Origin of the sequence: Desulfitobacterium dehalogenans ATCC 51507 (genome assembly GCF_000243155.2) — a bacterium.
In the GTDB taxonomy this organism is placed as follows: Bacteria; Bacillota; Desulfitobacteriia; order Desulfitobacteriales; family Desulfitobacteriaceae; genus Desulfitobacterium; species Desulfitobacterium dehalogenans.
Map to the genome: position 1 here is coordinate 1,134,929 of NC_018017.1, position 14,573 is coordinate 1,149,501.

10 protein-coding genes and 2 pseudogenes are annotated in these 14,573 nt (G+C 46.7%); 5 read left to right on the plus strand and 7 right to left on the minus strand.

What is annotated here, in order from left to right; genetic code table 11:
• The first annotated feature begins 156 nt into the window (after window positions 1-156).
• The 3 genes from cooS to DESDE_RS05530 all read left to right on the plus strand — a co-directional run bounded on the left by cooS (window position 157) and on the right by DESDE_RS05530 (window position 4,573).
• Window positions 157-2,070 (plus strand): anaerobic carbon-monoxide dehydrogenase catalytic subunit, encoded by a 1,914-nt coding sequence (gene cooS, locus DESDE_RS05520; protein ID WP_014793057.1) that lies wholly within the window; start codon window positions 157-159, stop codon window positions 2,068-2,070.
• A gap of 166 nt (window positions 2,071-2,236) precedes the next feature.
• Window positions 2,237-2,956 carry a Crp/Fnr family transcriptional regulator gene (locus DESDE_RS05525; RefSeq protein ID WP_014793058.1) on the plus strand — a complete coding sequence of 240 codons (720 nt, stop codon included), beginning with the start codon at window positions 2,237-2,239 and terminating at the stop codon, window positions 2,954-2,956.
• Between the two features lie 381 nt (window positions 2,957-3,337).
• Window positions 3,338-4,573, plus strand: a complete 1,236-nt coding sequence (locus DESDE_RS05530; RefSeq protein WP_041917219.1) for an MFS transporter — start codon at window positions 3,338-3,340, stop codon at window positions 4,571-4,573.
• 61 nt (window positions 4,574-4,634) lie between these two features.
• Here the strand turns inward: DESDE_RS05530 and DESDE_RS22695 are convergent, their stop codons facing one another.
• Window positions 4,635-4,763 (minus strand): hypothetical protein, encoded by a 129-nt coding sequence (locus DESDE_RS22695; protein ID WP_014793060.1) that lies wholly within the window; start codon window positions 4,761-4,763, stop codon window positions 4,635-4,637.
• Between the two features lie 193 nt (window positions 4,764-4,956).
• Between DESDE_RS22695 and DESDE_RS05535 the strand changes: the two are divergent.
• Window positions 4,957-5,133, plus strand: a pseudogene (locus tag DESDE_RS05535) (type II toxin-antitoxin system HicB family antitoxin); the annotation flags it as partial.
• Window positions 5,129-5,386, plus strand: a pseudogene (locus DESDE_RS22410) (DUF3102 domain-containing protein); the annotation flags it as partial. The pseudogenes DESDE_RS05535 and DESDE_RS22410, both read left to right, overlap by 5 nt.
• A 246-nt stretch (window positions 5,387-5,632) precedes the next feature.
• Here DESDE_RS22410 and garR read toward each other — a convergent pair.
• From garR to allB (DESDE_RS05580), 6 genes are all read right to left on the minus strand, one after another.
• The gene (gene garR / locus DESDE_RS05545; RefSeq protein WP_014793061.1) at window positions 5,633-6,523 is read right to left on the minus strand and encodes a 2-hydroxy-3-oxopropionate reductase; all 891 of its coding nucleotides are present in this window, start codon (window positions 6,521-6,523) and stop codon (window positions 5,633-5,635) included.
• A gap of 652 nt (window positions 6,524-7,175) precedes the next feature.
• Window positions 7,176-7,964, minus strand: a complete 789-nt coding sequence (gene hyi / locus DESDE_RS05555; protein WP_014793062.1) for a hydroxypyruvate isomerase — start codon at window positions 7,962-7,964, stop codon at window positions 7,176-7,178.
• A 20-nt stretch (window positions 7,965-7,984) separates the two neighbouring features.
• Window positions 7,985-9,760, minus strand: coding sequence for a thiamine pyrophosphate-binding protein (locus DESDE_RS05560; RefSeq protein ID WP_014793063.1), 1,776 nt, complete (start codon window positions 9,758-9,760; stop codon window positions 7,985-7,987).
• 446 nt (window positions 9,761-10,206) lie between these two features.
• On the minus strand, window positions 10,207-11,598 hold the full coding sequence (locus DESDE_RS05570; protein WP_014793064.1) for an NCS1 family transporter: 1,392 nt from the start codon (window positions 11,596-11,598) through the stop codon (window positions 10,207-10,209).
• Between the two features lie 49 nt (window positions 11,599-11,647).
• Window positions 11,648-12,997, minus strand: a complete 1,350-nt coding sequence (allB, locus tag DESDE_RS05575; RefSeq protein WP_014793065.1) for an allantoinase AllB — start codon at window positions 12,995-12,997, stop codon at window positions 11,648-11,650.
• A 26-nt stretch (window positions 12,998-13,023) separates the two neighbouring features.
• Window positions 13,024-14,382, minus strand: coding sequence for an allantoinase AllB (gene allB, locus DESDE_RS05580; protein WP_014793066.1), 1,359 nt, complete (start codon window positions 14,380-14,382; stop codon window positions 13,024-13,026).
• Between the last annotated feature and the right edge of the window lie 191 nt (window positions 14,383-14,573).

The window sequence follows — 14,573 nt, forward strand, 5'->3', positions numbered from 1 at the left end:
CCTTAATGTGACATAATCACATTTTAGCAAAATTTGAGTAACATTACAAACACAAATCATACCAAGTACATAGAAAAAGGGGAAATAGAGCAAACTCTTTGTTGAAGGATTATGCCGATGGAGAATGGATCATCCCATCGATAAGGAGTGAAGCCAATGAGTGAAGCGGTTCTCGAGAAAATCGAAGGCCGAGTGAGTTATCACGATTCGGTAGAGGAGATGCTGGTCAGAATTCGCGAAGACGGAATGTCCAATGTCTTTGACCGCTATGAAGCCCAGGAAAAAATCCGCTGTAAATTTTGTTTGCAGGGTCTAAGTTGCCAGCAATGCTCTCAAGGTCCTTGCCGGATCAATGAAAAGGGGGAACAAGATCGCGGGGTTTGCGGGATTGGTCCTGATGCCATGGCGATGCGGAAGCTGCTCTTGCAAAATATTATGGGAGCAGGTACATACAGTCATCATGCCTATGAAGCTTTTCGTACTTTGAAAGCTACCGGGGAAGGAAAAACACCCTTTAAGATTAAAGAGCCGGAGAAGCTTAAATGGATGTGTGAAAAATTAGGGATTGATACCAATCAAGATATTAATAAGATGGCCATTCAATTGGCTGATTTATTGGAACATCAACAACAGATCGGAGTAGAAGAAAAAAACCTTATGGTGGAAGCTTTTGCGCCGAAAAAAAGGAAACAAGTATGGCGGGATTTAAATATTTACCCCGCGGGAACCGTTCATGAAGAGCAAAACTGTGTGGCAAGCTGTCTCACCAATGTGGACGGAAACTATGCCTCCCTTGCTTTAAAAGCACTGCGCTTAGGTCTGGCTACTATTTATAACTCACAAATTGGGCTGGAGATGGTTCAAGACATTCTCTTTGGCACTCCTCAACCTCATGAAGTGGATGTGGACCTAGGAATCATGTGTCCGGAACATATTAATATCGTCTTTAACGGACATCAACCCTGGATTGGCGCAGCAATGATTGAAAGAGCCCGCTCCTCTGATGTGCAGGAAAAGGCCAGGGCAGCGGGAGCTAAAGGCCTGCGTGTGGTGGGCTCCATCGAAACCGGACAAGAGCTCCTGCAACGCTTTGAGATGGATGATGTTTTCGTGGGCCTGATGGGCAACTGGTTGACTATTGAGCCTCTGCTGGCCACAGGAACAGTGGATGTCTTAGCTATGGAAGAAAACTGCTCCCCTCCGGCTATCGATATGTATGCAGAGAAATACCAGGCCACCCTGGTCTCCATCAGCACCATCATCGATATTCCCGGCTTGCAGCATAAACTTCCTTATGATCCGTCCGAAACGGATAAAATTGTGGAAACTTTGATCGATTTAGCTATCGATAACTTCAAGAAAAGAAAAGGTAAAGTCACTCCTAAGGTTCCTCAGCATAAGACGAAAGCCATTGCCGGATTCTCCACAGAAGCTGTCCTCGGTGCCTTGGGGAACAAGCTGGATCCCTTGGTAGAAGTTATCGCTGCCGGTAAGATCAAAGGAGTTGTGGCTTTGGCCAACTGCTCTACCTTAAGGAATGGTCCCCAAGACTGGAATACGGTTAACCTGACGAAACAGCTGATCAAGAAGGACATCCTTGTAGTAGCCGGTGGATGTGGAAACCACGCTTTGGAAGTAGCCGGACTTTGTAATTTGGACTCCATTAAGGAAGCCGGTCCTGGGCTGCAAGAGATTTGCACTGCTTTAAAGATTCCTCCGGTTCTAAGCTTTGGAACCTGTACCGATACAGGACGAATCAGCATGTTGGTTACCGCTCTGGCGGATCACCTGGATGTGGATATCCCCCAGCTTCCTATCGCTGTCACGGCTCCGGAGTGGATGGAGCAAAAGGCTACCATCGATGGTGTCTTTGCCGTAGCTTATGGAGCCTATACTCATCTTTCTCCCACACCATTTATAACGGGTGCTCCTCAATTAATTAAGCTCTTGACCGAGGATGTAGAAGGATTGACCGGCGGAAAAGTGGCTGTAGGGGACGATCCCGTGGAAGTAGCCCAGGGTATTGAAGCTCATATTATGGCGAAACGAAAAGGGTTAGGTTTGCATTAGGAAGAAGGGTTAGGAGACGCCGGCCAAAAGGACCGGCGCTTCTTTTTTAAGTTTTTTTAGGTTGCTTAATCAACAGCAAAGGAAAGTCGAATGACTTTCTCGAATAATTAAAATCACCTGAGGAAGTATAGCTTTGAATCTAAATAGGAAGTTAAGGAGTATGTCCATGAATTCTTGTACTGCTTGCCATAGTTGTGGATGTCATTCAGAAGGGCGATTCTGCGCTTCAAAGGTTCCTATATTTTCCATGCTTGCTGATGAACAGCTTGCGGTGATTACCGGCTTGATCACACGGCGACGTTATAAAAAGGGTCAGGTCCTTTTTTTCGAAGGGGATGTATCAGATAAGTTCTACATCATTAATCACGGGAAAATTAAGACCTTTAAGCATACCAGGGAGGGTAAGGAACAAATCCTCTATATTCTTACTGAAGGCGATTTTATTGGTGACTTGAGCCTCCTGAAGAAGAGCGCATTTCAATATAATGCGGAGGCACTGGAGGATGTCGGTGTCTGTACTCTATCCAAAGATGATCTGGATAAAATCTTAAAAGAAAATCCAGAGATTTGTTTAAGAATCTTAGAAAGTGTCCATGATCGCCTTGTGGATCTTGAGAACTTAGTCCAGACCTTAAGCACCAAGGATGTGGAGGCAAGAATCGCCGGCCTGTTATTTAATTTCTCTAAGAATTTTGGCGAACACAAAGACGGCAAAGTAATACTCAATATGGTCTTGACACGTGAGGAGATGGCTAATTTTATCGGAGTGACCCGAGAGACCATGAGTCGTAAGCTATCCGGTATGCAGGATGAAGGAATCCTGGAACTCGTAGGAAATAAACGCATTATTATAAACAGGCTAAGAGATTTAGAAGAAATGATGTAATCCAATGAATCTGAAGTCGAAAATAAGTGTTGAAATTGTGGTTGACAGCGGATTTTGCGAATTGTATACTGAATACAGTTTCGCCTACATAGGAAAACTTGACTATTTGCACTGTCAGAAAGGAGGCCGTGACTATGACTGTATCAATCATCCCAGCGAATGCTTATGTTAAAAATCCTGTAACTTCATCCTGCGGCCTGAGACTACCCATTTGATCATTGTTTCTCATGAAAATTGAAAACGGATTAATGGAGTCACGGGCTAGATCCGTGACTTTACTTTTACTGTATTCAGCAAGCCACGGTATCTTCTATCAGGAGGAGTCCGTGGCTTTGCGTATTTGATGGAAGAGAGAGAAGGAAGATGTCAGTATTACGAACGATGCTTAATCCTTATCGAGGAATGCCCAAAGAAATCTATGTCATTTTTATTGCCCGGATTATCAATGCTATCGGGGCTTTTGTAGGCCCGCTCATGACTATTATCATGACGCAAAGCATTGGGTTACCCGAGGGTAAAGCTGGTTTTTATCTCAGCCTCTCCGGGGGAGTCAGTCTAATGGCCGCTCTTTGCGGAGGGAAGCTTGTGGATCGCTTCGGAAGAAAAAGAATCATTCTTCTATTTTCAGGTTCGGCTGTTTTGGTTTTTTTTCGGATCGGGTTCATGGAGCCTTCTTTGGATATGATTCATCTTATTATATTAGCAGGTGCATTAAACTCGACCACAAAACCTGCTTACGATTCATTGATTGCCGACCTTACGACTCCCGCCAATCGGAGCGGAGCCTATGCCCTGTCTTATATGGGCTGGAATATAGGTTTCGCCATTGGGCCTGTGTTAGGAGGATTTCTTTACCGGCACCACCTGCACTGGGTCTTTAGGGGAGAGAGTATGGCGATTTTTATGTCTCTGATCCTTATCGCTACCTTTATTAAAGAGACTCTGAATAAGGCTCATGAAGAGATTCAGGATGAAGAGCGTTATCTGGAGCGCAGGGTGGAAGGATCCATTTTCAAGGTTATTAGGCTGCGGCCTTTGCTCATTTTCTTTGCCTTGATTATGTTCGGTTATAATTTCACCTATTCCCAATGGTCGTTTATGCTGCCCATGCAGATCATGAAGAATTACCCCGGCATAGGCTCACAGTACTTTGGGTTTCTAGCTGCCTTTAATGGTTTGATAGTCATCATCTTTACTCCGATTGTCACTCGGTTCGCCGGGCATCTATCCTATCTGCGCCGGGGAGTAATAGGTGGAATTCTCTATGCTGTTGGCTTTGGTATGATTGGAGCGCTGAACTCTCTGGAATTTTTATTCCTGTGGGCCTTTATATTTACCCTCGGCGAGGTCATTCTGGCCATTACGGTTGCTCCCTTTATTGCGGATAACACTCCTGCGTCCCACAGGGGGCGGATGACTTCGACCATGGCTATTATTGCGGATTCCGGATATACCTTAGGCCCTCTGGGGATGGGGATAGCTTTGACCTATATCAGTATGGAAACAGGGTGGCTGGCCTTGGGGGTGTCAACGTTGATGTTCACCTTATTGATGAAATTATTGGAGCGCCGGGAAAAAACCATTGTTCAAAAAGCAATGAAGGCTATGGCAAAGTAGAAAATGATAGCTAAGCAGGAAAAACGCCAGAGATTCAAAGCTGGCGTTTTTCTATAGGGACTTAGGATTGCTCCAAGACGGTGGAATCTTTTTTCTTTTTCTCTTTTTGCTTGTCACTAGCGCTAAGGGATTCATATTTGGCACTGTTTCGTCCTTCGGTATGTTTTTGAATCTCGCCCGATCGTTTCATGGTATACCTCCTGATTGATGATAAAGGATAAAGGGATAGAAATTACCTTCCATAATAGTATGTGAAAATCTTCGGGCAGACATTCGAAATAATTTAAAAAGGGAATTTTTTGGAAATGCCTTGTTGGATGGGTAACGTTTTAGACCTTGACCCCATATCCTATGAGTAAATCAACCGAAAAGGACGGGTCATCATGATCATGAACTATGTTTTTCCGGCCATCATGGAGCGCAATACCCTGTCGGGCCGGTATATCGTTATTTTCCCAGATCTGCCGGACCCCATCTGCCAGGGGGAAACCCCGGAAGCCTCCGATCCTGTAAGCCGGAAAAAGCGGGAGGATGCCGAGGTCATTGTGCTGGAGGCTGATCCGCCTGTTTGAGGAGTATGGGCCCCCACAGCCCACCTTACCAGATTGGCAAGCGCTTGCCAAACTGAGCTACACCCAAGGGATTATTCTACTGGGCGTCCCGGAGGAGGAACGGGCTTAGTTTATCGAAGAGCTGGATCCGGAAAGTCTATCGACCCGGGAATTGCAAAAGGCGGTTCAAGAGCGGAACCGGGCTGCGGAAGAACGGGACAACCTGATAACCAAAGTGGAAGAGCTGAATCAAGCAAGAGCCGGACATATAAAGTCTATAAAGATAAGATCGTTAATTTTTTGGCTGAGGGCTTAAAAATAAAAATGTAATTAATAATAGGATAGAACAGAATGAAAGCCCCTTTATCCGAATGGTATACTGTTCGGATAAAGGGGCCTTTTCACTAATCAGAAAGCATAAGTTGTTGGGGGGCATGGAGGGAGCAGCACTGCTGCTTTAAATAAAGTAGCTTTGCGATACCTCCGGATAAGCATACTTTATACTAATTTAATCCGCGTTTCTCACTTCAATTCCAGCAAGTTTTTCATAATATTGAACTAAGGCGCTATGATCCTGGTGATCCAGTTCGTAGCTTTTTAAAGTCTGCATCATTTCCATGACGGTCGCCGTCAGCGGTAGGGGCGAGCCAATATCATGGCCGGTCTCCATGACATTGTTAAGGTCCTTGATGTGGAGATTAATGCGGAAACCTGGATCAAAGCGGCGCTCAAACATCATGGGTCCTTTGGCATCCAGCACCGTGCTTCCCGCCAATCCACCCCGAATGGCTTTGTAGACCGTCTCCGGATTAGCTCCGGCTTTGGTAGCCATGGTTAATGCCTCAGACACAGCAGCGATATTTACGGCAACGATAATCTGATTGGCCAGCTTCGTAACATTGCCGGCACCCACGCCCCCGCAGAGGACGGCTGAAGAACCCATGGCTTTTAATATAGGAAGAAATTCCTCAAAGTCCTCGGATTTTCCCCCGACCATAATGGAAAGGGTTCCATCGATGGCTTTAGGCTCCCCACCGCTCACCGGTGCATCCATGAAGCGGACCTTTTTTTCGGCAAGCTTTTGGGCCACTTCCTGACTGGCACCGGGAGCAATAGAACTCATATCGATGACCATAGCGCCAGGCTGAGCGCCTTCCAGAACTCCGTTAGGTCCCAGGACGACTTCCTTCACCTGAGGAGAGTTGGGCAGCATGGTGATGATCAGTGAGCAGCGCTCGGCTACATCTTTAGGAGATGCTCCGGCTTCAGCGCCGGCTTGAACGCATTCCTGGACGGATTTTTGACTGCGATTATAAACCACCACTTCATGACCTGCCTTAAGCAAATTCAAGCTCATGGGTTTGCCCATAATACCGAGTCCGATGAATCCAATTTTCATGTGAATACCTCCTGTATAGAGTTTTTGGGATGAAAAAGCTTGTCTGGGTCGTGTAGCTTTACGCACAACGCTCTCTCCATAGCTCCGGGGCTGGTCAACTCGCTTTCTTAACAGCTCCGCCAAACCCCGCTGCTTTCTGCATGTGAACCGGCGGCTCCGCTACGTTAAGAAAGCTTTGTTGACCCGACCGCCCCTCCACTAAATCCGTTCGCTTTTGTGCGTAAAGCTACGCTTACCGGTCTCTTTGGCTATTTATCAGGCCTTCTCCGGTTTTTTTCGGGGTAGTCGGGCATGCCGCAGGCGGCACCAGCCGATGATAAAAGCTGCTCGGGTGGGATAGCTTATCCCACATCGTCACTGCTCACACCTGAAAGACAGCCCAAGGATTTTGCTTTAAGGCAGAGAACGAATTTAAGCGAGCAGGGTAGCAATCTTCGCGAAAAGACTGCAGCGGAGTCGGGTTGGAAACAGGACGTTTCCAACCGCCCATTGAGCAGGAGCGATTTGGGCGGCGTCCCGACGCAGCGGAGGTCTTGAGCGATTAGATTGCACCGCGCAGCTTATGGAGTGAACGCCGAAAGCAAAATCCTGGAGAAGTATCTTTCATGTCTTCTCAAGATAACTGTACGCCGCGGACGACGATACTATCGTCCTACTCAAAAGCCTTAATCCATTCTAATGAAGCAACAGTATCAGGCTGAGGGACATATTCCATAGAAACGGCATAGGGATAGCCGACTTCTGTTAAGGTCTTAAAGAAAGCGTGGTAATCAATCTCACCTGTACCTGGCTGATGACGTCCGGGGTTATCGGCTACTTGTATGTGGGCGATATGGGGGAGCTTTTCCCGCAGGATTTGTAAGAGATCTTCTCCTTCCCGGGCGGCATGATAGGTATCGTATTGGAGGAAAATATTCTCACTGCCTGCTTCGGCAATGACCTTCAGGACATCTTCGGTGGTATTAAGATAGAATCCTGGAGCATCAAAATGATTCAGAGGCTCGAGGAGCAGCTTAACCCCAACCTGCTGCAGTTGATCGGCAGCATAGCGGATATTGGAGATCAGAGTAGCCCGCTGTTCTTCTTGGGACTGATCCTCACGAATTTTTCCTACAAGGCAATTGATTTGCTTAACATGAAGGGCTTGGGCGATCTTAACGGCTTTCGCCACCCCTGCTTTAAATTCCTCCTGTCGGCTTGGGTCAAGGGCGATACCTCGCTCACCGGCTCCCCAATCTCCGGCAGGGAGGTTAAAGAGAACCAACTCTAATCTATGGGTTTCCAACTCTTGTTTCAACTCGGTAAGGTCCAAATCGTAAGGGAACATAAACTCGACCCGATTAAGTCCAGCTTTCCTGGCTGCGTTAAAACGCTCCATCATAGGCAGGTCACTAAAGAGAAAGGATAAATTGGCAACAAGCCGGTCCTTTTTTATAACCATCTAAAATTCCTCCCAACGTATTATTCAAGTTCCAGGACACCGGTTAGTGTTCCATCAAGAGAAACAGAGCATTGAGCTTGGGGATCGACGAGAACTTCAATTAAATAAGGGCGATTTTGGCTAAAAGCACGCTCCAGGGCTCCCTGAATTTGATCCGGTCCATCAATTAATTCTGCTTCCACCCCCATTCCTCGTGCCGTGGCAACAAAGTCCAAGCCACGGGAGTGACCTTGTATGTGGTTTTCATATTCAAGGTCTGTGGAAATCCAACGATGATCAAAGAGGAGATTTTGCTGCTGGCGGATCAGTCCGAATAAGGAGTTGTTGAGGACCACCACCACTACGGGAATAGTGTGTTTGGCGGCAGTAGCCAATTCCTGCAAAGACATCCCCAGGCTGGCATCTCCTAAGAGATTAACCACTTGACGATTGGGATAGGCAAGCTTGGCCCCAAGCGCCGCTCCCAATCCCCACCCCATAGTTCCCGCCCGCCCGGTAATTAAGAAGGAACGGGGAACATAGGCTTCAAAAAGCTGGGTAGTCCAGATCTGGCTTATCCCGCAATCCAAGGTTAGAATCGCATCCCGCTTAAGGGCCTCCCGCACTTCAGCAATGGCTTGCTGAGGTTTAAGGGGATTGGTATCGAACTTTTTGCGGCGAGCCAAGCGGATTCGATTCTCCTGCAAGGCGTGAATCCGGGTTTGAGCATGAGGGGAGGGGGTGAAATCTTTATCCCGTAGAAACAAAATAAAGTGTTCCAGGAATTCTCTGATATCCGCCGCCAGAGCAAGCTCGGTAGGAACATGGCGTGAAAGCTCTTTTTCATCCAGATTCACATGGATGATTTTTCGTCCCGATTTGAACTGTTGGATATCACCTGTCCCTCGGCCATCGAACCGGCCGCCCAAATTGATAATAAGATCGGACTCCAGGATGGTTCTATTGCCAAGAGGGGTTTGACACATAGTGCCCATTAATCCCCCATAGAGGGGATGATCATTAGGAAAGGCGTCCTTACCCATCAAGGTGGATACTACGGGAATGTGAAGGAGTTCAGCTGCCTCCCGCAACAGTTCGGTTGCGTTGCTGTGAACGACTCCGCCGCCGACCAGCAAAGTAGGGGCCTTGGCTTCACAGAACATTGAAAATATAGTATTCAATTCATCTTTCGAAATTTCCTGCTTGTTTGAGGGCTGTTGGACAAAATTGAATTCATTCCAATCCACTTCTAAAAGGCCCTTTTGAACATCCAAGGGGAGATCTAGTAAAATGGGTCCTTTTTTTCCTGTAGTAGCTAACTCCCACCCTTCTTTGAGGATCTGGGGAAGATCCCCTGCATGTTTTACAAGATAAGCGGCCTTCGTCACCGGTCCTGCCATTTCAACGATAGGGGCCTCCTGGAAGGCGTCTTTGCCAATCAGGGAAGTGGGGACCTGGCCGGTCAAAGCCAGAAGAGGGACAGAATCACTGTAAGCACTGTATAAGCCCGTTAGAAAATTAGTAGCTCCTGGGCCGGAGGTAGCGGCACAGACTCCAACCTGACCTGTGGCCCGGGCATAACCGTCGGCCATAAAGATAGCTGTCTGTTCATGGCGGACGTTATAGGATTGAATGTTACGCTCACGAATGGCGTCGTAGAAAGGCAGAATAGCCGCACCAGGAATCCCATAGATGTGTGCAATCCCCTTCTTTTCTAAAAAGGCAGCCAGGAATTGAGCCCCGGTCATTCTTACTCGACCGGACTCCAAAGGTGCAGTTGATGCTGTGTCATTGGTTTCGTTTCCCCATAGTGCCATAGTTGCATCCTCCTTGTTTCGTATTATAAAACGTCGTTTCACAGAATGGGTATTGAAAAGGCGGTTTGCCTAACCGCGGATTCATAAGAGCGATATGAATTTGTTCCATTATATGAAACTCGGTTTCATTGTTTGATATAATTATGCCCTATCTGCCCTTTAGGGTCTATGATTTTTCTTTCAATAGTCGAAATAAAGGGGTCACTGGTTGAACTTAAAACGTCAGCAGTTTTTACAGGCTGTACTATTACAGGGTAAAACAATACATAAAGAAAACCCGGCTTCGCCGTGCTTTTTAAACATGCATCCAGAAAGGCGAAGTCGTTGGTTGCACTTATGCTGGAGGAAAGTATACAACGAAGTTATACTTTCTGACAGTATTAAAAAAACTGCTTCCGGCAATCTTGCCGAAAGCAGTTTCATTCAAGTTAAGAGGCGGAACTTATTTATTTTTCAAAGATAGTGCCCTCTTTGAACTTGGAGTCTTTAAAAGCGTATTTGGTGAGGAGGTAGTAGGATACGCCCCCAACGACGAGACCAATAATCCAAGCCAGGTCTACCAGCATAAAGGCTGCCGCGGCACCGAGGAGCATAGCTGTAATGGCAGCCGGATTATATCCTGCGAAAGGACCATCTGCTCTGTAGAGGTCTACCACATTCACTTTTTGTTTTCTTAGAATATAGTATTCAACTAAAAGTATAGCAACGATGGGTCCTAAGAAAGCCGAGTAGATAAGAATAAACGTGGCCAGACCTGCGGAAGAGGAATCTTGAACCAGTACCCAAGGGAAGGAGCAAAGGCCAAGGAGACCTGTGATAACGACGGCCGGCTTGTATTTGATTTTAGTGAGCAATTGAATGACATAGGTTGGTGCAATAATGTTGGCAACCATGTTAACCGCGATGGCACCCATGACGATAAAGGCGGAGACAAAGACGGTGATAAAGTCATTATTGAAAACAATAGCTAAGGCTTTGACAGGGTTGGAGTTGCCGGTAGCGGAAGCAAGCATAGCACCAATGACAATGACTGCACCATAGGCGATGACGATGGGGGAGAAGTAGAGAAAGCCACGTTTTACATCGCCATATCCCGGTTTAAGCTCACGAGAGTAATCGGCTGCGCTGAGGAATATGGCGGCGTAATTACCCATCAAGACCATAATGAAAGCCCAGAATTCGAGGCCCCAAGTGCCTTGAGTATAGATCCACTTTTGAGCAATAACATCACTATAATTCGCGATAAGAAGACCAAATACATATACAAAGGCGGCCATGAGGACTACCGAGATAAGAGTTTCTACCCATTTGATGGCATGGAAGCCATACATGGAAAGGACAATCTGCACCAACTGAAGGACGACGAAGCAGATCGGAATGCTATCAAAGGACCCGCTGGTAAAGACTTTGAGAATTTCATTTAAAGCAGTAGCACCAACCCAGCTTTGGAATCCATACCAGACAATCGCCGGTATACCGCGTAAGAGAGAGGATATAATAGAACCTTTCTCCCCGAAAGACATCCGTAGCTGCATAACATAAGGAACACCGGTTCGATAACCCAGTCTGTCATTTAAAGTAAAAACAAGGGAAATGATTCCAATGGCTATGATGGCTGCAGCAAAGGTTTGGAAGATATTCAAGGTAGCCACTCCGGCAATAATCATGCTGCCTCCGAGGGTCATATTACCCAGGTTAACTCCATCCCCAATCCACATAAACATGTAGGGGATAGGTCCCATAGTGCGGTCTTTGGCTTTTTTAGGATAGAGTGTTTCTTCTACACCGGGGGCATGTTCAATATGCACATCGGTATGAGTGTCAGTGTTTAAGGACATAGCCTTCACTTCCTTCTTTTGGTTTTTCCTTGGCAGGTTCTGCTTTTAATCATTGATTGGGCTTTAAATGCTTACCCACGGGTTTGGAGACAATTTTTCCGTCCTTATAAATTGTAGTCCCTCTGAGAATGGTCTGGGCGACGGTGCCGCGGAAACGATTCCCCACATAAGGACTGACCTGATGTTTGTAGAAGAGATCCTCTGCCTGTAAGGTAAATTCATGATTCAGATCGACCAAGGCAAAATCAGCATCATAACCCACTTCGATTTTACCCTTGCCCTTGATATTAAAGATTTCATTGACGTTTTGGGCGGTTAACTGAGCAATCTTGACCAAGGGGAATTTCCGGTCATGATAAGCATGGGTGAGCAAACCTTGCAAGGTGGTTTGGCAAGCTGAGATTCCGCCCCAGACACGCATAAATTCACCGTTTTTCAGCTTGGGATCACAGGGGGAGTGGTCGGAAGAAACGAAAGCGATCTTATCATTAAAGAGATGTCCCCACATTTGAATTTGGTTTTCTCCATCCCGGATGGGAGGGGAGCATTTGGCTACAGTGCCCAAGCGTTCCACATCGTCCCCGGTGAGGTACAGATAATGACCGATGGTTTCACAGCAGACATCGACCCCTCTGCTTCGGGCTTCAGCGACAAGTTCCACGGCTTTGGCAGTGCTGATGTGAGCGATAATCAATTGACAGCCTGTTTCTTCTGCAAAGGTAATCATCCGGGAAACATTTTCGATCTCCGTAATAGGCGGACGGGCTGCGAAATAATCCCGTACTCCGGCACGATGTTGAGCCAGGGATAATTCGGTAAGCTCCTTGGTAATCTCAGCGTTTTCACAATGGACCATGAGAGGAAGGTTCAGTTTGGCCAACTTCTCCATACCTACTAAAGCAGTATAGTCATCCATGCGTGGAAATTCATCGATACCGCTATGGCAGGAGAAGGCCTTAAAGCCAATGACGCCGCATTCGGCCAGTTCCTCTAGTTTGTCTAAATTATTGGGGGTTAAACCACCCCAGAAACCGTAATCCACTAAAGAATCTTTTTGGGCAACAGCCAGCTTATTGTTAAAGTTCACCGCATCCAGGGTGCACGGGTCACAGTTAAGGGGCATATCAAAGAAGGCAACTCCGCCTCCGGCAGCTATGGCGCTGGAACCTGTGGACATGGTTTCCCAATGAGTTCTGCCGGGATCATTAAAGTGTACATGGCCATCGGTGATACCGGGAAAAACATGCTTTCCGGCGGCATCGATGGTTTCTTTAGCACCTCCGGGAATTTCTTCAGCAATGAGCACAATTTTGCCATCACTGACGGCTATATCGGCCTTTTTTACACCATCTGGAAACACCACATTTCCGTTGCGAAGGATTAGATCATAATGACTCATGGTTAGACCTCCTTTTTGTGCTTTCCTTACTTGATTTTTCTCACGTACATACCATGGCCTTTTTGTCCTACTAATTGTCCGTCCTGGGCAACGACTTCACCGCGAACGAGAGTGCAGACAGGAAGTCCCTTGCCTTTTAAGCCCACAAAAGCTGATATTTGATTGACATAGTGTAAGGATTCGGGTGTGATCTCCCATTCTTTTTCCGGATCGAGGATCACGAGATCCGCGTCAAAGCCTACTTGAATGGCACCTTTTTTGCCGAAGATTCCGAAAGCTTTAGCGGGACCTTCGCTTAAGGAGCGGGCCAGCAGGGTGGGGGAATAGCCTCTCTTAACGACCCCTTCACTAAAGACTACCTGCATGACGTTTTGGATTCCGCTGATTCCGCCCCAGGCCCCAAAGACACCGTGCTTTTCTTCACTTTTTTCACTGAGCTCACAGGGGGAGTGGTCGGAAGCAATGGCGGACAGAGTTCCGTTATTGACGTATTCCCACATACCTTCCACGGCTGCGGCATCACGTAAAGGGGGAGCACATTTGAAGAGACTGCCGTTTTTAACCACATCCTGATCCGTAAAGGTGAGGTAGTGCCCACAGGTCTCAGCGGTAACATCCACGCCTTCGATTTGGGCTTGGCGGATCATTTCTGCCACACGGGGATGGCTGACATGGCAGATATGCACTTTAGCTCCCACTTCTTTGGCGACATCGATAATATTTTGAGTGGCGATAAGTTCCGCGATCAGGGGACGGGAGTCCAGGAAATCCTGCCAATCGTTATGATCTTTGCGTTTTGCCCGTTCTTCTTCCCATTTGATAATGGAATAATCTTCGCAATGGAAACCTGCCCGGCCATCGAACTCTTTACAAATCTCCATAGCCTCTTTGGCTTGACCGATGGAGAGGGACACATAATCCGGAGAAACAGGCCCGATGAAGGATTTAAAAGCGACACAGCCTTTTTCGTCCAATTCTTTCAGCTGGTTAAGGTTATAATCGACTAAACCACCCCAGAAACAAAAATCTACATAGGCATTAGGAGAAACGATGTCCAGCTTTTTATCGAGAATTTTTCCATCGGTCATGGCCGGTTCATTTTGCAACGGCATGTCAATAATGGTGGTAAATCCTCCGATTCCTGCAGCTGCTGTACCGTGAGCGTAATCTTCTCTCCAGAGATAACCAGGATCATTTAAATGTGCATGAGTATCGATAGCTCCTGGAAAGACATAGTTACCTTTGGCATCGATGACTTTTTCGGCTGGGATCTCTGTTCCTGCTGTGATGATTGCGGCGATTTTTCCATTATTGATACCTAAACTGGCTTCAATAATTTTGTCCGCGGTCACAATCTTTCCGTTTTTAATGACGAGATTAAACACATTCATGCCCCCTAACTAATCTGACTATGTGCAAGGTACCATAGGGTTTGTTTAATTGGCCAATTTACATTAAGAATATACTGAATATTTTCATTTGGCTTTATCATTTCGAGACAATCTATCAAGGTGAAGTTTATCCAATCAGACTAAAACAAGTATTTTTACGTACTTAGATTTCGTAAATTCCTTGC